Below are 20883 nucleotides of genomic sequence, written 5' to 3' on the forward strand. Positions count from 1 at the left end.
ACAGTCGTGTGCAGGAGGTGCGTGGTGGACTTCGACGTCGTGGTGGTCGGCGGTGGCAACGCGGGGTTCTCGGCGGCGCACTCCGCCGCCGAGCGGGGTGCCCGGGTGTTGCTGCTGGAGAAGGCCCCGGAAGCCGAGGCGGGCGGCAACTCCTTCTACACGGCCGGGGCGTTCCGGTTCACCTTCGACGACATCGACGAGGTGGCCGACCTGCTCGAACCCGATGAGCGGTACGCCGACTCGGTCGTGCCCGCCTACCCGCCGAGCGCGTTCCACGCCGACATGGACCGGGTGACCGGGGGCCGCTGCGATCCGGTGCTCACCGAGGTGCTGGTCTCGCGGTCCACCGACACCGTGCGGTGGCTGGCGGGAAAGGGCCTGACCTGGCGGCTGATGTACGAGCGGCAGGCGTACCTCTCCGGCGGCAAGTGGGTGTTCTCCGGCGGGCTCTACGTGGGCACCGTCGACGGCGGCAAGGGCCTGATCGCCCAGCACACCGCGGCCGCGCGGCAGGAGGGCGTCGAGATCCGCTACGGCGCCGAGGTCACCGCGCTGCACCTCGACGACCGCGGCGTCACCTACCGGGCCGGGGGAACCGAGCACCGGGTGTCGGCCGGGGCGATCGTGCTGGCGGCCGGGGGCTTCGAGGCCTCCGCCGAACGCAGGGCCCGCAACCTCGGTCCCGAGTGGGCCAGGGCCCACGTGCGCGGCACGCCGACCAACACCGGCGACGTCCTCGACCTCGCGCTGGCCGCCGGTGCCGCCCCGCACGGCGACTGGACCACCTGCCACAGCACGGCGTGGGACGCCGACGCCGACCCCGACGGCGGGAACCGCGAGCTGACCAACCAGCTGACCCGGCAGAGCTATCCGATCGGCATCGTGGTCAACCGGGCGGGGGAGCGCTTCGTCGACGAGGGCGCCGACTTCCGCAACTACACCTACGCCAAGTACGGCCGGGAGATCCTGCGCCAGCCCGGCGGCAGGGCCTTCCAGCTCTTCGACGCGAAGACCCGCCCGCTGCTGCGCGCGGAGGAGTACGACTCGCAGCCGATCGCCGCCGCGCAGGCCGACACGCTTCCCGAACTCGCCGAGGCGCTGGGCATCGACGCCGACCGACTGGCTCGGACCGCACGGGAGTTCAACGAGTCCATCGTGGACGCCGAGTTCGACCCCGCGGTCAAGGACGGCCGGGCCGCGCACGTCGAACCGCCCAAGTCGAACTGGGCCCTCGCCCTCGACACCCCGCCCTACTGGGGTTTCGCGGTCGGGTGCGGCATCACCTTCACCTTCGGCGGCCTGCACGTCGACGCCGACGCCCGCGTGCTCGACGTCTCCGGTTCGCCGATCGCGGGGCTGTTCGCCTGCGGCGAGATGGTCGGCGGGCTGTTCTCCGGGAACTACCCGGGAGGCAGCGGGCTGACCTCGGGAGCGGTGTTCGGCAGGCTCGCCGGGGCGGGGGCCGCGACCGTCTGAGTATCCTGGCCTTCTGCCAGGTGAACCCAGCAATGAAGGAGATGGCGGCCCTGTCCGAGGTGTACGAGCGGCTGCGCGGCGAGATCGTGGACGGCACCTTCGACGCCGGCGCCAACCTGGTGGAGCTCGCGCTCGCCGAGCGGTACGGCACCAGCCGCACGCCGATCCGCGAAGCCCTCCGCAGGCTCCAGCAGGACGGTCTCGTCGAACGCGGTGACCGCGGCATGCGCGTCCGCTCCCGCAGTCCCGAGGAGATCCTGGAGATTTACGAGGTCCGCATCGCCCTGGAGGCCACCGCGGCTTCGGCCGCCGCGACCCGGCACAGCGACTTCGACCTCATCCGCATCCACAAGGCCCAGTCCGCCATGGATGCCGTGTCCCCGCAGGACCCCGCTGCGATGGCGTCGGCCAACCGCGCCGTCCACGAGGCGATCTGGACCGCGAGCCACAACGGCACGGTCGTGGACCTGCTGACCAGGCTCAACAACCACCTCACCCGCTACCCGGCGACCACCCTGGAGATCCCCGGCCGCTGGGCCGAAGCCCTCGCCGAACACCGCGAACTCGTCCAGGCCATCGAATCCCGAGACGCGGACCGCGCCGGCACCCTCGCCAGAACCCACATGGCCAAAGCCCGAGACCTCCGCCTCCAGCTCTACCGCGAAGCCTGACCCCTCCCGGGTTTCACGATTACCGCAGTATTCCGCTACTCGATTACCGCAGTATTCCGGTACCTGATTACGGCGGTATTCCGGGTTCAGGGGGTGTAGTGGTCCTGGATCACCTGGGCCATGGCTTCTTTGGCGACCGTGTTGAGGGACTTGGCGCTGAAGTAGATGTCGCCCTCGACGTTGGGCTGACCCGCGTTGAAGGTGAGGTGCTTGGTGAGTTCGGCCGCGTCGGTCCAGTTCGGTTGGCCGACCTTGTAGGCGGCCTGGCCGATGTAGAGCTTCACGTCGGTGCCCTCGACCGTCCGGGACCACCAGGGGACCACCTTGGCGTAGTCGGCCGCCGGGTGTCCGAACTGCCAGTAGACCTGGGGAGCGATGTAGTCCACCCAGCCTTCGCGGACCCAGCGGCGGGTGTCGGCGAAGATCGACGAGTAGGACTCCATGCCCTTGGTGTCCGAACCGGCCGGGTCGCTGCTCGCGTTGCGCCAGATGCCGAACGGGCTGACGCCGAACTCGGCGCGCGGCCGGACCGCGTGCACCCGCTCGTCCAGACCAGCGATCAGGTCGTTGACGTTGTCGCGGCGCCAGTCGTCGATGTTGTCGAACCCCTTGCCGTGCGCCGCGAACGTCCGCTCGTCCGGGATCCGCTGACCGTCGACGGGGTAGGGGTAGAAGTAGTCGTCGAGGTGCACGCCGTCGACGTCGTAGCGCGACACCGCGTCCATGATCGCGTCGCTGACGAACCGCCGGACCTGCGGCACGCCCGGGTCGTAGTACAGCTTGCCGCCGTAGGAGAACGTCCACTCCGGATGGACCCGCGCCGGGTGCGTGGGGACCAGCGAGTTCGGGTCGTCGGTCATGCTGACCCGGTACGGGTTGAACCAGGCGTGGAACGCCAGGCCGCGCTGGTGCGCCTCGTCGACCAGGAACCGCATCGGGTCGTAGCCGGGATCGCGGCCCTGCTGCCCGGTCAGCCAGTGCGACCACGGTTCCAGCGGTGAGGGCCAGAACGCGTCCGCCGTCGGCCGGACCTGCACGAACACCGCGTTCATCCGGTTCGCCACGGCCTGGTCCAGCATCGCCCGGTACTCGGACTTCTGCTGCTCGGCAGACAACCCCCGCCGGCTGGGCCAGTCGGTGTTGGCGACGCTGGCGATCCACACGCCGCGCATCGCGGTGCTCGGCGGCGCGGCGACCCCGGTCGCGCCCAGCAACCCCACCAGGACCGCTGCCAAACCCATTGCCGTGCCGAGCAAACCGAGCTTCCGCATCGGATCCCCTTCGCCGCGATCACCGACCGCGCCACAGCGTATTGCTCAACCGGGCCCGCCGCACAGGTCATCACCGATCGGGGCGAACGAAAACGCGCCCCCTTCAGCGAGAAGGAGGCGCGTTCACGTTCTTGCCGGAACTCTCAGCCCAGCTGGGCCGCCGCATCGGTGTCGAGCAGCCAGAGCGTGCGGTCGCGGCCGACGGCTCCCGCAGCGGGGATGTCGACCGGCTTCGCGCCGCCCAGAGCGGACGCCACCGGTTCGGCCTTGGCCTTGCCGGTGGTCATCAGCCAGACCTCGGAGGCCGCGCCGATCGCGGGCAGCGTCAGCGAGATGCGGGTGGGCGGCGGCTTCGGGCAGTCGTGCACGCCCACCACCGTCCGGGACTCCTCCCGCACGTACGGCGTGTCCGGGAACAGCGAGGCGGTGTGGCCCTCCTCGCCGACTCCCAGCATCAGCACGTCGAACCGCGGCACCGCCGCACCCTCGGGTGCGAGTTGGGCGAGCAGCTCGGCGTAGCGCGCTGCGGCGGCGTCCGCGTCGGCGCCGAACTCGCCGTCCGAGGGCGCCATCGCGTGCACCCGCGCCGGGTCGACGTCGACGTGGTCCAGCAATGCCTGCCGGGCCTGCGTCTCGTTGCGCTCGCCGTCGCCGCCGGGCAAGAACCGCTCGTCGCCCCAGAAGACGTCCACCGCGGACCAGTCCACCGCGCCCAGCGCGGGGGAGAGGCGGACCTGCTCCAGCACGCCGATGCCGGTGCGGCCACCGGTGAGCACCACCGACGCCGAACCGCGAGCGGCCTGCGCGTCGGCGATCGCGGTGATCAGCCGGGCCGCCACCGCGGCGGCGAGCACGTCGCCGCCGGAGTGGACCAGGGCCTCGGGACGGCTCACTGCTCGTCCCCTTCCTCGTCGTCGGAGCTCTCGACGTCCTCACCGCGCACGATGCCCTTGAGCCCACTCAGGGTGACCTCGTAGATCTCGTCCGGGTCGAGGCGGCGCAGCTCCTCGCTCAGGCAGTCCTGGACCTCGCGGCGCTGCAACGAGATCCGCCGGTCCGGCTGCCCCGGCTGGGTCAGCGTGCCGACCTTGCCGTCCGGCCGGACGATCTCGACGTTGCCGGAGGGGCGCTCCAGCAGGGCCGAGTAGATGCCCGAACCGGCCCGCTCGCTCTCCAACCGGCGCACCGGGACCTCCAGGTAGGCCGACAGCCAGCCCGCCAGCAGATCCGTGGAGGGCGAGTCGGGGGCACCGGTGACGGTCGCGGAGTTGACCCGCTCGTGCGGCGGCAGGTCCATCGCCGCCGACAGCATCGCCCGCCAGGACGTCAGGCGCGTCCAGGCCAGGTCGGTGTCACCGTCCACGTAGGACTTGACCCGCTTATGCAGGGCCTCGATCGGGTCGCCCTCGGCCGCCGCGTCGGTGATGCGGCGGTGCGACAGCGCACCCAGCGGGTCCTTCGCCGGAGCCTCCGGCGCGTCGGTCGGCCACCAGGTCACCACCGGGGCGTCCGGCAGCAGCAGCGGCACGACCGAACCCGCGCCCTCGTCGGCCAGCGGGCCGTACAGCCGCAGCACGATGACCTCGGAGGCCCCGGCGTCGCCGCCCACGCGGATCTGCGCGTCCAGCCGCGGAGCCGCCTGGCGGGCACCGCTGGCGACCACGATCACGCGGCACGGGTGCTCCCGGCTCGCGTCGTTGGCCGCCTGGATCGCCTTCTCCACCTCGGTGCCGTCACCGGTGGCGATCACCAGCGTCAGCACCCGGCCGAGCGCCACCGCGCCACCGGATTCGCGCAGCTCCACCAGCTTCTTGTTGACCTGCGAGGTGGTTGTCGACGGCAGGTCGATGATCACGGTCGCCTCCAGACGCGTCCGGTGCGGGCCAGCATCTCGTCCGCGGAGGACGGACCCCAGGTCCCGGCCTTGTACGGCTCGGGCTTGCCGCGGGATTCCCAGTGCTCCAGCACCGGGTCCAGGATGTTCCAGGACAGTTCGACTTCTTCGTTCACCGGGAACAGCGAGGGCTCACCCAGCAGCACGTCCAGGATCAGCCGCTCGTAGGCCTCCGGCGAGGACTCGGTGAAGGCGTGGCCGTAACCGAAGTCCATCGTGACGTCCCGGACCTCCATCGAGGTGCCCGGAACCTTCGCGCCGAAGCGCATCGTCACGCCCTCGTCCGGCTGGACCCGGATCACCAGGGCGTTCTGCCCCAGCTCCTCGGTCATCGTGGAGTCGAACGGCAGGTGCGGTGCCCGCTTGAACACCACGGCGATCTCGGTGACCCGGCGGCCCAGCCGCTTGCCCGAGCGCAGGTAGAAGGGCACGCCCGCCCAGCGGCGGCTCTCCACCTCCAGGGTGATCGCCGCGTAGGTCTCGGTGATCGAGTCCGACGCGAAACCGCCCTCCTCGTGCAGACCCGGCACCAGCGAACCGCCCTGCCAGCCACCGGTGTACTGACCGCGCGCGGTGGTGTGGTCGAAGGGGCCCACCGGCTTGGTCGCCGAGAGCACCTTGATCTTCTCCGCGCGCAGATCGTCCGGCGAGAAGGAGACAGGCTCCTCCATCGCCGTGAGCGCCATCAGCTGCAGCAGGTGGTTCTGGATGACGTCCCGGGCCGCGCCGATGCCGTCGTAGTAGCCCGCGCGGCCGCCCAGACCGATGTCCTCGGCCATGGTGATCTGCACGTGGTCGACGTAGTGCGCGTTCCAGATCGGCTCGAACAGCTGGTTCGCGAAGCGCAGCGCCAGGATGTTCTGCACCGTCTCCTTGCCGAGGTAGTGGTCGATGCGGAACACCGACTCCTCGGGGAAGACGTCGTTGACGATCCGGTTCAGCTCCTTGGCGCTGTCGGAGTCGTGCCCGAACGGCTTCTCGATGACCACCCGGCGCCAGCTCTCGTCGGTCGGGTCGGTCAGACCGGACCGGGACAGCTGCTTGAGCACCGTCGGGAACGCCGACGGCGGCACCGAAAGGTAGAAGGCGTGGTTGCCGCCGGTGCCCCGGTCGGCGTCGAGCTCCTTGACGGTGTCGGCGAGCTTGTCGAACGCCGCGTCGTCGTCGAAGGAACCCGGCACGAACCGGATGCCCTCCGCCAGCCGGTCCCAGACCGTCTGGTGGAACGGGGTCCGGGCGTTCTCCTTGACCGCCTCGTAGACGACCTGCATGAAGTCCTGGTCGGCCCAGTCGCGGCGGGCGAAGCCGGTCAGCGCGAAGCCCGGCGGCAGCAGGCCGCGGTTGGCCAGGTCGTAGATCGCCGGCATGAGCTTCTTGCGGGAGAGGTCACCGGTGACGCCGAAGATCGTCAGGCCGCAGGGCCCGGCGATCCGCGGAAGTCTCTTGTCCCGGGGATCCCGCAGCGGGTTCGTCCATTCGCTGCTGTTCACGCTCGTCCTCCCTGGTGGAGGTTCTGCACGGCCTTGACGAGCTCGACGAGCCCGGCCGCGCGGTCGGTGAGGTGCAGGCGCAGCACCGGACGGCCGTGGTCGGCCAGCACCTGCCCGTCGCCCAGCGCCTGGGCGCGCTGCAGACCGGCCAGCGTGTACGGCCGCTCCGGCACCTCCAGGTCGCCCTCGGAGTTGCCGGTGATCTGCAGGAACAGGCCGTTCTGGTGGCCGCCCTTGTGGTACTGGCCGGTGGAGTGCAGGAACCGCGGACCCCAGCCGAAGGTGGTCTGCAGCCCGGTCCGCCGCGCCAGCTCGGTGCGCAGCACCGCGGCGGAGGCGTCGTCGAGGCGGTCCAGGTAGGCCTGGATCGCCAGGTAGCCGCTGGTCGGGGCGGTGGCCAGGAACGCGCGCAGCGCCTCGGTCACGTTGCCGACGCCCGCCGAGGCCCACTCGCCGGAGGTGTGCACCTCGATGGAGCCGTCGACGACCGCCGGGGTCGCCGCGGGCCCACCCGCCGGGCCGTCCAGCAGCGCGCGTGCGGCCTTCTTCGCGGCCTCCACGTCGGGCTGGTCGAACGGGTTGATGCCCAGCAGCCGACCCGCGATCGCGGTGGCGAACTCCCACAGCAGCAGCTGCCCGCCCAGCGGACCGTCGGTGCTGATCCGCGCGGTGTCGACGCCCGGTCCCACGGCCACGGTGGTGGCGTCGGCGCCGGCGTCGACGAAGCCGGGAGCGTCGGGGCTCTCGACCACGACCGGCAGCACGCCGGTGCCGTTCTTGCCGGTGGACTCGGCGATCAGCTGCTCCACCCAGTCACCGAAACCGGCGATGCCGGAACCGGTGTCGGCGAAGACCAGCTTCTCGGCGCCCCTGTCGTGGGCAGCGCCGATGGCGGCGGCGAGGACGACGGCCGGGTTCTCGGGCGAGTCCAGGCTGACCGCCTTGAACGCGCTTCCGGCGTCGTCGAGCAGCGCGGCGATGTCGGCGCCCGCCAGACCGGCCGGGACGAGGCCGAACGCGGTCAGCGCCGAGTAGCGGCCGCCCACGTTCGGGTCGGCGGTGAAGACCTTGCGGTAGCCGGCCTCGCGGGACGCGGTCTCCATCGGGGAACCGGGATCGGTGACCACGATGATGCGGGTCACAGGATCGATTCCGTTTTGCGAGAAAGCCTTCTCGAAGATCCGGCGGTGCGAGTCGGTCTCGACCGTCGTGCCCGACTTGGAGGAGACGACCAGCACGGTCCGGTCCAGATCACCCGCCAGCGCGTCGGCGACCTGGCTGGGGTCGGTGGTGTCGAGCACCGTCAGCGGGACACCGGCGGTGCCGGTGATCACCTCGGGTGCCAGCGAGGAGCCGCCCATGCCGGCCAGCACGACTCGGTCCAGCCCTTCGGCGTGCAGCTCGGCGCGCAGCGCGTCGATCTCGGCGAGCAGCGGTCGGGAGCTCTCGGCGAGGGTGGTCCAGGAGAGGCGGATGGACGCCTCGGGCTCGGCGTCGGTGCCCCACAGCGTGGCGTCCTGGGCGGCGAGCTTGCCGGCAACCGCGTCGGCGGTCAGCCGCTCGACCAGTGGGCGAGCCTCGGCCGCCAGCGCCGTGTCGGCAATTTCGACAGAAACATCGGTTGCCATGAAGATCCTTCAGGGCTCGAAAGAGTTTTCAGTTCGTGGGTGATTCTCGCCGATCCGGGCCGGTGCGACATGCCGCCGCACCGGCCCGGGCCGGCTCAACGCACGTGGCGTTACTTACTTGGCCTGCTCCAGCTGAGCGGCGACCGTCTCCAGGAGTTCGGTCCAGGATTTCTCGAACTTGTCGACGCCTTCGGTCTCCAGGGCCTTGAACACGTCGTCGAGGTCGATGCCGGCCGCGGCGAGGTCGTCGAAGACCTTCTGCGAGGCCTCGGCGGTGCCGCTGACCAGGTCGCCGCGCACGTCGGCGTGGTCGGCGGTGGCCTGCAGCGTCGACTCCGGCATGGTGTTGACCGTGTTCGGCGCGGCGAGCTCGTCGACGTAGCGGGTGTCGGAATAGGACTTGTCCTTCACCCCGGTCGAGGCCCACAGCGGACGCTGCGCGCGAGCGCCCTCGGCCTGCAGCGCCTTCCACCGCTCGGAGGAGAAGACCTCCTGGTAGGCGGCGTAGGCCAGGCGGGCGTTGGCGATCGCGGCCTGCCCGCGCAGCGGGTGGCCCTCCTGCATCGCGTCCAGCCGCTTGTCGATCTCGGTGTCCACGCGGGAGACGAAAAACGACGCCACCGACTCGATGCTCGCCAGGTCGTGGCCGTTGGCCTTGGCCTGCTCCAGACCGGCCAGGTAGGCGTCCATGACGGCCTTGTAGCGCTCGACGGAGAAGATCAGGGTCACGTTGACGCTGATGCCCTCGGCGATCACCTTCGTGATCGCCGGCAGGCCCGCCACCGTGGCCGGGATCTTGACCATCAGGTTCGGCCGGTCCACGGCCTTCCACAGATCGATCGCCTCGGCGACCGTCTTGTCGGTGTCGTGCGCCAGTCGCGGGTCGACCTCCAGCGACACCCGCCCGTCCACACCACCGGTGGACTCGTAGACGTTGCGGAAGATGTCCGCGGCGTCCCGCACGTCCGCCGTGGTCAGCTCGCGGATGGTGTCGTCGACGCCGGCACCGCGTGCGGCCAGGTCCTTGACCTTGTCCGCGTAGTCGGCGGCGTTGGACAGCGCGTTGGCGAAGATCGTCGGGTTGCTCGTGACCCCGACGACCGCCTGGTCGGTGATCAGCTGGGCCAGGTTGCCCGAGCTGATGCGCTGGCGGGACAGGTCGTCCAGCCAGATCGAAACTCCGGCCTCGGTCAGGGCCTTGAGGTTCGCGTTGGTCGTCACAGGAATTCCTCCGCTCACGCCTGCTTGGCGTTGCTCAGGCTGCGTCGAGCAGCTGCGACAACGGCTTCGGTGGTGATGCCGAACTGCTCGTAAAGGGTCTTGTAGTCGGCCGAAGCGCCGAAGTGCTCCAGCGAAACCGACTCGCCGGCGTCCTTGACGAACCGGTACCACGGCATGGCGATGCCGGCCTCGACCGAGACGCGGGCCTTCACCGAGCTCGGCAGCACCGACTCGCGGTACGCCTCGTCCTGGGCGTCGAACCACTCGACGCACGGGAACGACACGACGCGGGTGGCCACGCCCTCGGCTTCCAGGGCCTGGCGGGCCTCCACGGCCAGCTGGACCTCGGAACCGGTGGCCATCAGGATCAGCTCCGGCTTGCCGTTGGCCGCGTCGGCCAGGACGTAAGCGCCCTTGGCGACGCCGTCGGCCGTCACGCCCTCCAGCGTCGGAACGCCCTGGCGGGTCAGCGCCAGGCCGGCCGGGCCCGTGGGGTTCTCCAGGATCGTCTTCCACGCGGCGGCGGTCTCGTTGGCGTCCGCCGGGCGGACCAGCGAGAAGCCCGGGATCGCGCGCAGCGAGGCGACGTGCTCGATCGGCTGGTGCGTCGGGCCGTCCTCGCCCAGACCGATGGAGTCGTGCGTCCAGACGAAGATCGACGGGACCTTCATCAGGGCCGCCAGGCGCACCGCCGGACGCATGTAGTCGCTGAACACCAGGAAGGTGCCGCCGTACGGGCGGGTGCCGCCGTGCAGCGCGATGCCGTTGAGGATCGCGCCCATGGCGTGCTCGCGGATGCCGAAGTGCAGCGTCCGGCCGTAGGGGTTGGCCGACCACGCGTCGGTGGAGATCGACTCCGGACCGAACGAGGGCTGGCCCTTCATGCTGGTGTTGTTGCTCTCGGCGAGGTCCGCCGAACCGCCCCACAGCTCGGGCAGCACGTCGGCCAGCGCGTTGAGGACCTCACCGGAGGCCTTGCGGGTGGCGACGCCCTTGCCGTCGGCCTCCCAGCTCGGGAGCTTCTCCTGCCAGCCGGCCGGCAGCTCGCGGGTGGCCAGCCGGTCCAGCAGCGCCTTGCGCTCCGGGTTGGCCGCGGCCCACTTGTCGAAGGCGATCTGCCACTCGGCGTGCGCCTGCTTGCCGCGCTCGACGACCTCGCGGGCGTGGGACAGGACCTCGCCGGTGACCTCGAAGGACTGCTCCGGGTCGAAGCTCAGCGCCTTCTTGATCTCGGCGACCTCGTCGCCACCCAGCGCGGCACCGTGGGCCTTGCCGGTGTTCATCTTGGTCGGAGCCGGGTAGCCGATCACCGTGCGCAGCACGATCAGCGTCGGGCGGGCGGTCTCGGCCTTGGCGGACTCGATGGCCTCCAGCAGACCCTGCACGTCCTCACCGCCGTGGACGGTGAGCACCTGCCAGCCGTAGGACTCGTAGCGCTTGGCGGTGTCCTCGGTCAGCGCGATGCCGGTGTTGTCCTCGATGGAGATCTCGTTCGCGTCGTAGATCACCGTGAGGTTGCCCAGCTGCTGCACGCCGGCCAGCGAGGACGCCTCGGAGGTCACGCCCTCCTCGATGTCGCCGTCGGAGGCGATCACGTAGATGTGGTGGTCGAACGGGCTCTCACCCGCGCCGGCCTCCGGGTCGAACAGACCGCGCTCGCGGCGCGCGGCCATCGCCATGCCGACCGCGGTCGACAGGCCCTGGCCCAGCGGCCCGGTGGTGGTCTCCACACCCTTGGTGTGCCCGTACTCGGGGTGACCCGGGGTCAGCGAACCCCACTTGCGCAGCTGCTTGAGGTCCTCGAGCTCCAGGCCGTAGCCGGAGAGGAACAGCTGCACGTACAGCGTCAGGCTCGAGTGCCCGGCCGACAGCACGAAGCGGTCGCGGCCGATCCACTCGGGGTCGGTGGGGTCGTGCCGCATGACGCGCTGGAACAGGGCGTAGGCGGCGGGCGCGAGGCTCATCGCCGTGCCCGGGTGGCCACTTCCGCAGTTCTCCACCGCGTCGGCGGCGAGCACGCGCGCGGTGTCGACGGCGCGCTGATCCAGCTCGGTCCAGTCGTTGGGCAGTCGCTTGGTCGTCAAGCGGGCAAGGTCGTCGGTGACGGACACGGACGCAGCTCCAGTTTTCCTTCGGCGGTATTTCCCTCAACGCGGCGAACGGTCCACTGGACCGATTCGAACCGCAGTTATCCCTCGTCCGTCGGGCAGCCTAGCCTCTCCGGATCAGGCGCCCGGCGGCCCGTTGAGAAACGGTGCAGTCCCCCGGCTGACCAGCCTCGACCTGCGAGGACCGTGGCCCAGACGACGGGGTGCCGGCGATTCGTCGACCAGCGTGCACGAGTACCGGTTTTCGCGCTGATGAACCGCCGGAACGCGGCTGATCGCCGAACGGCCCCAGTTTAGCCCGTGACCCCTGTGAACAGGCGCACTCGCACCCGCGCGGGACCGGCTTCAGTAGCGCGACTACTATTGCTTAACGGTTCGGTTCCGTTCTTCGGGAACCGGTGGGAGCGTGCTCGGCAAGTGCGGGGAGTGTCATGTCGTCGGTGAGCGCAGCGTCGTGACCACCGCCGCGCAACTCTCCGGTCAGCCCGTCCGCAAGGTCGCTGACCTGCTCAAAGCCTATCTGGGACTGACCAAGCCGCGGGTCATCGAGCTGCTGCTGGTCACCACCATCCCCGCCATGCTGCTGGCCGTGCGCGGCATTCCCTCGCCCTTCCTGGTGCTGGCCACGCTCGTCGGCGGAACCATGGCCGCGGGCAGCGCCAACGCCCTCAACTGCGTGGTCGACGCCGATATCGATCAGGTGATGAAGCGCACGCGGGCCCGGCCGCTGGTGCGGCACACGGTGTCCAACCGGCACGCGCTGATCTTCGGCGTGGCGCTGGGCGCGGGCTCGTTCCTGGTGCTGTGGGCGGCCACGAACCTGCTGGCAGGCGTGCTCGCCGTGGCCACGATCCTGTTCTACGTCTTCATCTACACGATGGTCCTCAAGCGGCGAACCGCGCAGAACATCGTGTGGGGCGGCGCCGCCGGCTGCATGCCGGTGGTGATCGGCTGGGCCGGGGTGACCGGCCGCATCGACTGGCCCGCGCTGGTGATGTTCGGCGTCGTGTTCTTCTGGACGCCGCCGCACACGTGGTCGCTGGCGATGAAGTACAAGGACGACTACGAGCGCGCCGGTGTGCCGATGCTGCCGGTGGTGGCGCGTCCGGCCGCGGTCTCCCGGCAGATCGTGATGTTCACCTGGCTCATGGTGATCTGGACGCTGCTGCTGGTCCCGGCGACCGGCTGGCTCTACGCCGCCTTCGCGGTGGCCTCCGGTGCGTGGTTCATCGTGCTGGCCCACCGCCTGCACTCGGCCACCAAGCGCGGCGTGCCCACCAAGCCCATGCGCCTGTTCCACATGTCCAACACGTACTTGATGATCGTGTTCGTGGCCCTCGCGGTGGACTCGGCGCTCAGCCTCCCGGTCCTCGGCTGGCCCTGGTAGGCCGCCTCAGCCGGGCAGCGGGATTTGAGTTTCGCGCGAAATTCGAGCCCGAACTCTCGGGTTCAAATTTCGCGCGAAATTCGAAAAGGGCTGGTCAGGGGAGGATGAGGAGCTTGCCGGTGGTCCGGCGGCCTTCGAGGTCCTTGTGGGCCTTGCGGGCGTCGGCCAGCGGGTAGGTGCCACCGATCCGGATGTTGATCGTGCCGCTGGTGATCCAGTTGAAGACGTCGCCCGCGCGCCAGTCGAGCTCCTCCCGGTTGAGGAGGTGGTGCCCCAGCGACGGCCGGGTCAGGAACAGCGAGCCACCGGAGTTCAGGCGCTGCGGGTCGATCGGCGGCACCGGGCCGCTGGAGGCGCCGAAGAGCGCCAGCGTCCCGCGCGGGCGCAGGCTCGCCAGGCTCGCCTCGAACGTGGACTTGCCGACCCCGTCGTAGACCACGTCGACGCCGCGCCCGTCGGTGAGGTCGCTGACCTCGGCGGCCACGTCGGCTTCGGTGTAGCGGATGACCTCGTCCGCACCGGCCTCGCGCGCCAGCCGCTCCTTCTCCTCGGTGGACACGGTGCCGATGACGTTCCCGCCCCTGGACTTGATCAGCTGGGTCAGCAGCAGCCCCATGCCGCCGGCAGCGGCGTGGACCAGCACGGTCTCCCCGGTCGTGACCTCGTGGGTCGAGTTGATCAGGTAGTGCGCGGTCATGCCCTGCAGCATCGCCGCAGCGGCGATGTCATCGGCCACACCGTCGGGGACCTTGACCGCCGAGCTCGCCGGAACCAGCGCCTTCTCGGCGTAGCTGCCGGGGGTCATCGCCCACGCGACCCGCTCGCCGACCGCGAACCCGTCCACGTCCGGGCCGACCGCGACGATCTCGCCCGCGCCTTCGGACCCCGGGGTGAACGGCAGCTGCATCGAGTACAGGCCGCTGCGCTGGTAGGTGTCGATGAAGTTGACCCCGGCGGCGGCGACGTCGACCAGCAGCTGACCGGGGCCGGGCTCGGGCGCCTCGACCTCACCGAGTTCGAGGACCTCCGGACCACCGTTGGTCGCCACCCGAATCGCGCGCATCTGTCTTCTCCTTCGCAGGGGCTAGCTTCATGGCCGTCAAGAGCAACGCGACGGCCGCCGTCGATCATCCCGCCCACGACCACCGCATCCCATCTTCGGGTGCGAGCCGCTCAAGCGCCCGAGATCGAGTGTCGTGCGCAACGACCGGTTCTGCCCCGAGGCGGAACCTGTTTAGGATCCCGGCATGACAGCCGAGAAGGACACCGAGCAGAGCACCGCGCCGACCCCGAAGGCCCTGGCCGTGGCCAAGGCGTTCGTCGCCGACCACGGTGGGTCGGCCCGCGCGGTGGTGGAGAACATCGGCCGTGCCGGCGCCCGGGTGGTGCTGATCGGCGAGGACGGCCGCCTCGGCGACGTCATGGTCACCAGCCCCTCCGTGGGCGAGGCCCTGGTGGAGGCCGTTGACGGCCTGACCGCCCACGAGTGGGACTCCGAGACCACCGCGGCCCTGAAGATCGGCGCCGCCCACCGCCGCAAGATGGCCGGTCCGCGTGCCAGCTGACCTGGCACTTCCGGACACGCCGCCGCCACCGGCTGGTCGAGTCGTTCGCTGTGGTTTATGTTTTCAGCGGGTACTGAACTCGATCTAGAGGGAGGCGGCGTGTCCGAGGCCGAGGAATACCTGCAGCGCACCGACCGGCCCGCCATGTCGGAGTGGATCGAGCAGATGGCGGCCCACTTCGAAGCGACCGAGGGCATGCCGCTCATCGCCGGCCGCATCCTGGCGTTCCTGCTGATCTGCGACCCGCCGGAGCGCACCGCCAACGAGCTCTCCCACGCCCTGGCCGCCAGCACCGGATCGATCAGCACCAACGTCCGCCTGCTGATGCGCCTCGGCGTGATCTCCAAGACCACCCGCCAAGGCCGCGAAGCCGCCCTCTACCAGGTGGAGGAGGACCGCTGGCCCGCGCTGGTGCGGCAGCGCATGGAGCGTGTCACCGACCTCGAAGAGCTCACCGCCACCGGCTTGCGCATGTTCAGCGGCCAGGGCGAACGAGCCCGCCGCCTGCGCACCGTCAACGAGTTCTACAAGTGGCTCTCCGGGGAGATGCCCGAGCTCTGGAGGCGCTGGGAAAGAGAAGGCAAGCCCAAACTGAAGTTCTAGGAGATCGTGGGTGGTCATCCTGCTTGGCGGTGCGGGTGGCGGAACCTGAGCGGCTTCGTGGTCTCCGTGCGCCGCTCCTTGAGTATGTGAATACGCGGCGTCCCGGCGTACTCGCCACGAAGCCGCTCAGAACCCGCGGCGGTGCCGACTGCCAGGGTGGTGAAAGAGGATGCGGCTCCGCCGCATGCTTCACCAGCCCCTAGACCGCCACGGAGTGCTGGGTTTCGGTGACTTCGGGGTGGGGGAGGGGGCCGCGGTTGCGGGACTCGGTCCAGAGGATGGCCGTTGTGATGATCACGCAGGTGGCGGCGGCGACGTGGAGCACGACCAGGAGCTCCGGGACTCCCAGGAAGTACTGGACCGAGCCGATCGCGCCCTGGACGAGGACCATCGCGCACGCCGCCACGTAGGCCTTGATCAGCGCCTTGGTGGGCCGGGCCGAGCGCAGCCACACGCCGAAGACCGCCAGCAGCAGCACGTAGGCCATCACCAGCAGGCCGTGCAGCTGGACCAGGGTGGCCACGGCGAAGCCCAGGCGAGGCGTGTCCGGATCACCCGCGTGCGGGCCTGCGGCGGTCACCAGCGTTCCCGCCACCAGCACCGCGGCGGTGACCACGATCAGCGCCACCAGCAGCCGGCGCATCGGCCTGGTGACCACGGCCAGCGGGGCCCGGTCGCCCTCGGTGGTGGCCTTGACCAGCATCGCGGCCAGCCAGATCAGGACCGCCGAGGCCATGAAGTGCACCGAGACGCTCCACCAGGCCAGGTTCACCAGCACCGTCAGACCGCCGATGATCGCCTGCGCGACCACGCCCAGCGGCATGATCAGCGCCAGCAGCACCAGGCGCTTGCGGTGGGGGCGGCAGCGCCAGGCGGCCACCAGGCAGGCCAGCGCGATGAAACCGACGACACCGGTGAGAAGCCGGTTGCCGAACTCGATCACCTGGTGCAGGACGGCGACCTCCGCGTGCGGCATCGGGACCATGCTGCCCGGGAAGCACTGCGGCCAGGTCGGACATCCCAGTCCGGAGCCCGTCACGCGGACGGTCGCACCGGTCACCGAGATCAATGCCTGCGTCACCAGCACGGCGATCGCGAGGATCCGCACGGTGCGCGGTGACGGGCGGGAGATCCAAGTAGGTAGCGCCACAACCGAATGGTATTCGGCGCCTCGGATCAACCCGCCCGCAGGTCACGCCTGGGAAAGCTCGATCACTTGAACAGCCCGGCAGGCAGGGCTCCGGCTTCGGCGAGGGCCTTGCTGAGCTTGCCGCCCTTCTCGACCAGGGTCGCGGTGCGCTCCTCGCCGAGGTGCTGCCAGGGAGCCAGCGCCATCTCGTCGGTGCGGAGCTCGACGGACTCGCGGAACTGCTTGCCCTCCTCGGTGAGCTCGCCGTCGGCGTCGATCAGGCCGCGCTCCCGCAGCTGCTCGGCCGCCTCGGCCCACTCCTGCTCCGACCACTCGCGCAGCGTGCGGGCGGCCTCCGGGGTGAACCCGCCGCGCATGGTGCTGTGCAGCACCAGCGACTGGATGCCGGAGATGCCGGCCTGCTGCAGGGCCGCGATGTGGCCGTCGCCGCGGAACTCGCGCAGCAGCGTGATCGCGTGCCACAGCTTCAGGTGCGGGGTCTCGGGCCAGTCCAGGTCGGCGTGCGCGGCGTAGAGCGGCTTGCCGTCCGGGAGGCACGCCTCGGAGGCCACCCGCGCCAGTTCCGCGCACTCCACGACGTCCTCGGAGGCCAGCACCTCGTCGCCGAGCAGCCGGTGGTACGCCGCGTCCACGGCGTCCAGGCGGGCGTCGAGCACCTCGGCGGGAGAGACGATGTCCCAGGCGGCCGGGATCGACTTGGCGACCGAGACCGGGTTGAAGTTGTAGAAGGTCGCGGCCACCACACCGGCGCCGACCGGGCCCATCGCCGCGGAACGTCCCGCGTAGTAGCTCATCCGGCCGGGCTTGAGACCGAGCTTGGTGAACCGGTCTTCGGCCTCCGGGGCGAAGTAGATCATCGCGTGGATCAGTTCGAGGGATGCCTTGGCATGCCGAGCGATCTTCGTCATGCCCGCCACCTTAGAAGGAACATCGGGTCTTTCCGCTCAGCGGTGCCAGTGGGGGAACCCCGGACGCCTTCCGGCTCCGGGATCGCCAGTGCCGCCGTCCTCGCCGGAGGGGAGAGCGCCTCCGGCGCTCGCGCGGGTTCGGTCAGGTCAGCCGGGTCGTGCGGAGCGCCGTCGCACCGCAGGCGAGGCCCCAGGCGAGCAGGACCAGGATCGGCTGCGCGCCCGGCAGGGCGCTGTCGACCAGGACGGCGTCGAGCGCCTCGGCGAGCGCGCCCGAGGGCAGGAACCCGGCGATGACGGCGAGCGGGCCGGGCAGGTCGTCGGCGGGCAGCGCCAGGCCTCCGGCCAGCAGCAGCACGAACCAGATCGCGTTGGCCAGCGCCAACACGATCTCCGGGCGCAGCGCGCCGCCGACCAGAACACCGGCCGCGCCGAAGGCGAGCGTGCCCAGCACCAGCAGCCCGATGCCGGGCAGCAGCCCGGTCAGGGCCGGTGACCAGCCCAGCAGCAGCGCGGTCACGCTCAGCACCACGGCCTGCAGCGCCACGACCAGCAAGGTGGCCAGCACCCTGCCGGAGATGAGCGTCCAGCGCGGCAGCGCCGTCGCGGAGAGGCGCTTGAGCACGCCGTAGCGGCGGTCGAAGCCCAGCGCGATGGCCTGGCCGGTGAACGCCGTGGACATCACCGCCAGCGCCAGGATCCTCGGCATCACCGAGTTGACCCGGGGTTCGGGCAGGTCCCCGATGTGGATCGTGCTCATGCCGATGAGCAGGGCGATCGGGATGATCAGCGTCAGCAGGGCCTGCTCGCCGTGCCGGACGATCAGCAGGGTCTCGATGCGGGTCTGGGCGGCCAGCATCCGCAGCGGCCTGCCGCGGCCGGGGGAGGGGGCGAAGGTTCCGGCGGGGAACCGGTCACCGAGCTCGGCGGCGGTCACGATCGAAGCTCCCGTCCGGTCAGGTCCAGGAAGACGTCCTCCAGGCTGCGGCGGGTCACCCGCAGTTCCTGGGCCAGCACGCTGTGCCGGGCGCACCAGGCGGTCACCGTGGAGACCACCTGCGGGTTGATCTCGCCGCGCACCACGTAGTCGCCGGGGCGCAGCTCCTCGGCGTTGTAGCCCTCGGGCAGCGCGGCCAGCAGCAGTTCCAGGTCGAGCGCGGACTGCGAGCGGAACCGCAGCTCCTGCTTGCCGTCGGCGGGTGCGGTGAGCTCTTCGGCGGTGCCGTCGGCGACCGCGCGGCCGTGATCGACGATCACCACCCGGTCGGCCAGCGCCTCGGCTTCGTCCATCAGATGCGTGGTCAGCAGCACGCTCACGCCGTCCCGGCGCAGCGCCGCGACCAGGTCCCACACCATGCGGCGGGCCTGCGGGTCCAGTCCGGCGGTGGGCTCGTCGAGGAACACCAGCTCGGGCCTGCCGATGAGCGCGCAGGCCAGCGACAGGCGCTGCTGCTGGCCACCGGAGAGCCGCTTGTAGGAGGTGCGGCGCACCGATTCCAGCCCGAGCACCTCCAGCAGCCAGGCCGGGTCGAGCGGGTCGGCAGTGCACGCGGCGACGAGGTGCAGCATCTCCTCGGTGCGCACGCCGGGGTAGGCGCCGCCGCCCTGCGGCATCACGCCGATGCGGGGTCGCAGCTGCTCGCCCTGGGTGCGCGGATCGAGGCCCAGGACGCGGACCTCGCCGCGATCCGGGCGCTGGAAGCCCTCGCAGATCTCCACCGTGGTGGTCTTGCCCGCGCCGTTGGGACCCAGCAGCGCGAGCACGCTGCCTCGCGGCAGGCACAGGTCGAGCCCGGCGACCGCGGTGGTGTCCCCGAAGCGCTTCTCCAGCCCGCGCAGCAGGACGGCCGGACTCTCGTTGCTCACGGATTCACAGCCTATTGCGTGACGGGCCGAACACGGCCGAGGGTGGGCCAGAGGACGGGCATGCGCTTCCTCACCAGCACGACCGTGATCGCGAAGGCGATCAGCGCGGCGATCACGGCGAGCGGGATCTGGTAGGCGCGCAGCACGAATCCGGCGCCGGTGGGCGGGATCAGCAGCGACACCGCGGCGCAGATCACGGTCGCGGTGACCCGGAAGCGGGAGCTGTTGGTCGACAGCGCCAGCGGCACCACCGACCACAGCAGGTACCAGGGCCACAGCACCGGGACCGCCAGCGCCAGCGTGAGGAACGTCGCGCCCATGGCCACCAGCGGCTGGATGCGACCGCGGAAGGACAGCCACAGCATCCACAGGCACGCGGCGGCCACTATCAGGTAGCCGATGATCTTGGTGATGGCCAGCATCGCGTCGGTCTGGTTGCCCAGTCCCAGCAGTGTGGACACCCCGCCGCCGGTCATGCCGAACGCGGTCAGCGGGGCCATGAAGGTCTTGACCCGGTTGGGCACGTCGAAGGTGTCGATCCAGCCCAGGCCCCAGCCGCTGCCCACGGTGATCACGGTCATGGTCGTGAGGAACACCGCGCCGAGCAGCCCGCCGATCCGGAACAGGTCGCGCCATCGGCCGCCCTGCAGCAGCACCAGGCAGATGCCGAAGAAGCCGAGCGCGATCCAGCCCGGTGGTTTGATCGCCCCGGCGATGGTCAGCAGCACGCCGGCGGCGACGGTTCCCGGGAGCGACTGGAAACGCAGGCCCAGCTCGATGGCGGTCAGCATGATGCCGACCATGAGCGCCTCGTTGTGCATGCCGCTGATCACGTGGAACAGCACGATCGGGTTGGCCACGCTGAGCCACAGAGCGGCGGCCGGGTGCACGCCGCAGCGGCGTGCCAGCCGGGGGATCGCCCAGATCGCCAGCGCCAGGCCGCACAGCATCACCACGCGCCAGAGCAGCACGCCGAAGATCACGTTGTCACCGATGATCCGCGAGATGACCTGCCCGAACATCAGGAACAGCGGCCCGTAGGGCGATGGGGTGTCGCGCCAGATGTTGGGCACGTTGCTGGTGAACGGGTGGTCCACGCCCAGCCCGATGGCCGGGCTGACCAGGTACGGGTTCAGGCCGCGCGCGGCCACCTCGCTCTGCGCGAGGTAGCTGTACATGTCGGTGCTGAACAGCGGTGGGCACAGCGCCAGCGGCAGCGCCCACATCGCGGCGGTGCGCGCCAGCTGGCCGACGGTGAGGATGCGCTCGCGTCCTGGCAGGCACAGCCGTCCCAGCCACAGCCAGGCGGCGACGATCATCAGCATCCCGAGCCAGCAGATGGCCATCGCCACCGTGGGCATCCGGGTGAGCAGGCCGAGCAGGCGGGCGCCGTAGAGCGGGTTGATGACCGGGTTGGCGCCTGCGCCGAACGCTCCGGCGGCCAGGATCAGAGATCCGGTGGTGCCGAAGCGGCGGATGTGGTCGAGCTGCCTCCGTTCGGCATGGTCGATCGGCAACGTGCTGGTCCGTTCGGAGGAGTCCGATCCGGGGAGCAACGCCACCTGGTTCGTCGTTTCGCCTGCAGCCACGAGGACGAAGCCTAATAGCGTGAGTCAGGTCACGTGCTCGCCCCGCGCCCTGGTGC

General features: G+C 70.5%; 18 protein-coding genes. 5 read left to right on the forward strand and 13 right to left on the reverse strand.

The window, feature by feature from the left end; translation table 11 throughout:
* Positions 1–24: 24 nt before the first annotated feature.
* Together tcuA and AB0J78_RS03550 are read left to right on the forward strand one after the other, a co-directional pair.
* The gene (gene tcuA, locus AB0J78_RS03545; protein ID WP_363786556.1) at positions 25–1476 is read left to right on the forward strand and encodes an FAD-dependent tricarballylate dehydrogenase TcuA; all 1452 of its coding nucleotides are present in this window, start codon (positions 25–27) and stop codon (positions 1474–1476) included.
* Positions 1477–1508: 32 nt separating this feature from the next.
* The gene (locus AB0J78_RS03550; protein ID WP_363786558.1) at positions 1509–2147 is read left to right on the forward strand and encodes a GntR family transcriptional regulator; all 639 of its coding nucleotides are present in this window, start codon (positions 1509–1511) and stop codon (positions 2145–2147) included.
* 86 nt (positions 2148–2233) lie between these two features.
* Here the strand turns inward: AB0J78_RS03550 and AB0J78_RS03555 are convergent, their stop codons facing one another.
* The 7 genes from AB0J78_RS03555 to tkt form a co-directional block, all read right to left on the reverse strand.
* A complete protein-coding gene (locus tag AB0J78_RS03555; protein WP_363786560.1) occupies positions 2234–3418 on the reverse strand; it encodes a family 10 glycosylhydrolase in 1185 nt (394 codons plus the stop codon).
* Between the two features lie 143 nt (positions 3419–3561).
* On the reverse strand, positions 3562–4311 hold the full coding sequence (gene pgl / locus AB0J78_RS03560; protein ID WP_363786562.1) for a 6-phosphogluconolactonase: 750 nt from the start codon (positions 4309–4311) through the stop codon (positions 3562–3564).
* Entirely contained in the window at positions 4308–5273 is a 966-nt protein-coding gene (gene opcA, locus AB0J78_RS03565; protein ID WP_363786564.1) for a glucose-6-phosphate dehydrogenase assembly protein OpcA, read from the reverse strand. The genes pgl and opcA overlap by 4 nt, the downstream gene beginning before the upstream one ends.
* On the reverse strand, positions 5270–6802 hold the full coding sequence (gene zwf / locus AB0J78_RS03570; RefSeq protein ID WP_363786566.1) for a glucose-6-phosphate dehydrogenase: 1533 nt from the start codon (positions 6800–6802) through the stop codon (positions 5270–5272). The genes opcA and zwf overlap by 4 nt, the downstream gene beginning before the upstream one ends.
* Positions 6799–8430: a glucose-6-phosphate isomerase gene (locus AB0J78_RS03575; protein ID WP_363786568.1), complete on the reverse strand. Its 1632-nt coding sequence runs from the start codon at positions 8428–8430 to the stop codon at positions 6799–6801. Before AB0J78_RS03575 ends, zwf begins: the two co-directional genes overlap by 4 nt.
* 114 nt (positions 8431–8544) lie before the next feature.
* Entirely contained in the window at positions 8545–9651 is a 1107-nt protein-coding gene (tal, locus tag AB0J78_RS03580; protein WP_363786570.1) for a transaldolase, read from the reverse strand.
* A gap of 14 nt (positions 9652–9665) precedes the next feature.
* Positions 9666–11762 (reverse strand): transketolase, encoded by a 2097-nt coding sequence (gene tkt, locus AB0J78_RS03585; RefSeq protein WP_363786572.1) that lies wholly within the window; start codon positions 11760–11762, stop codon positions 9666–9668.
* 451 nt (positions 11763–12213) lie between these two features.
* On the opposite strand from tkt, the gene AB0J78_RS03590 reads away from it, so the two are divergent.
* Complete coding sequence (locus AB0J78_RS03590; protein ID WP_363787531.1) at positions 12214–13146, forward strand: heme o synthase; 933 nt, start codon at positions 12214–12216, stop codon at positions 13144–13146.
* 94 nt (positions 13147–13240) lie between these two features.
* On the opposite strand, the gene AB0J78_RS03595 is transcribed toward AB0J78_RS03590, so the two are convergent.
* Positions 13241–14209, reverse strand: coding sequence for a quinone oxidoreductase (locus tag AB0J78_RS03595; protein ID WP_363786574.1), 969 nt, complete (start codon positions 14207–14209; stop codon positions 13241–13243).
* A gap of 184 nt (positions 14210–14393) precedes the next feature.
* Between AB0J78_RS03595 and AB0J78_RS03600 the strand changes: the two genes are divergently transcribed.
* Together AB0J78_RS03600 and AB0J78_RS03605 are read left to right on the forward strand one after the other, a co-directional pair.
* A complete protein-coding gene (locus AB0J78_RS03600) occupies positions 14394–14711 on the forward strand; it encodes a hypothetical protein (protein WP_363786576.1) in 318 nt (105 codons plus the stop codon).
* Between the two features lie 99 nt (positions 14712–14810).
* Positions 14811–15314 carry a transcriptional regulator gene (locus AB0J78_RS03605; RefSeq protein ID WP_235876999.1) on the forward strand — a complete coding sequence of 168 codons (504 nt, stop codon included), beginning with the start codon at positions 14811–14813 and terminating at the stop codon, positions 15312–15314.
* Between the two features lie 199 nt (positions 15315–15513).
* On the opposite strand, the gene AB0J78_RS03610 is transcribed toward AB0J78_RS03605, so the two are convergent.
* The 5 genes from AB0J78_RS03610 to mptB form a co-directional block, all read right to left on the reverse strand.
* The gene (locus AB0J78_RS03610; protein WP_363786578.1) at positions 15514–16464 is read right to left on the reverse strand and encodes a heme A synthase; all 951 of its coding nucleotides are present in this window, start codon (positions 16462–16464) and stop codon (positions 15514–15516) included.
* A gap of 62 nt (positions 16465–16526) precedes the next feature.
* Positions 16527–17372, reverse strand: a complete 846-nt coding sequence (locus AB0J78_RS03615) for a hypothetical protein (RefSeq protein ID WP_363786580.1) — start codon at positions 17370–17372, stop codon at positions 16527–16529.
* 142 nt (positions 17373–17514) lie between these two features.
* Positions 17515–18231: an ABC transporter permease gene (locus AB0J78_RS03620; RefSeq protein WP_363787532.1), complete on the reverse strand. Its 717-nt coding sequence runs from the start codon at positions 18229–18231 to the stop codon at positions 17515–17517.
* Between the two features lie 74 nt (positions 18232–18305).
* Entirely contained in the window at positions 18306–19238 is a 933-nt protein-coding gene (locus tag AB0J78_RS03625; protein WP_363786582.1) for an ABC transporter ATP-binding protein, read from the reverse strand.
* 11 nt (positions 19239–19249) lie between these two features.
* On the reverse strand, positions 19250–20827 hold the full coding sequence (gene mptB, locus AB0J78_RS03630) for a polyprenol phosphomannose-dependent alpha 1,6 mannosyltransferase MptB (protein ID WP_363786584.1): 1578 nt from the start codon (positions 20825–20827) through the stop codon (positions 19250–19252).
* Positions 20828–20883 lie beyond the last annotated feature (56 nt).

It is taken from the genome of Saccharopolyspora sp. NPDC049426 (genome assembly GCF_040676935.1).
Classification (GTDB): Bacteria; Actinomycetota; Actinomycetes; order Mycobacteriales; family Pseudonocardiaceae; genus Saccharopolyspora.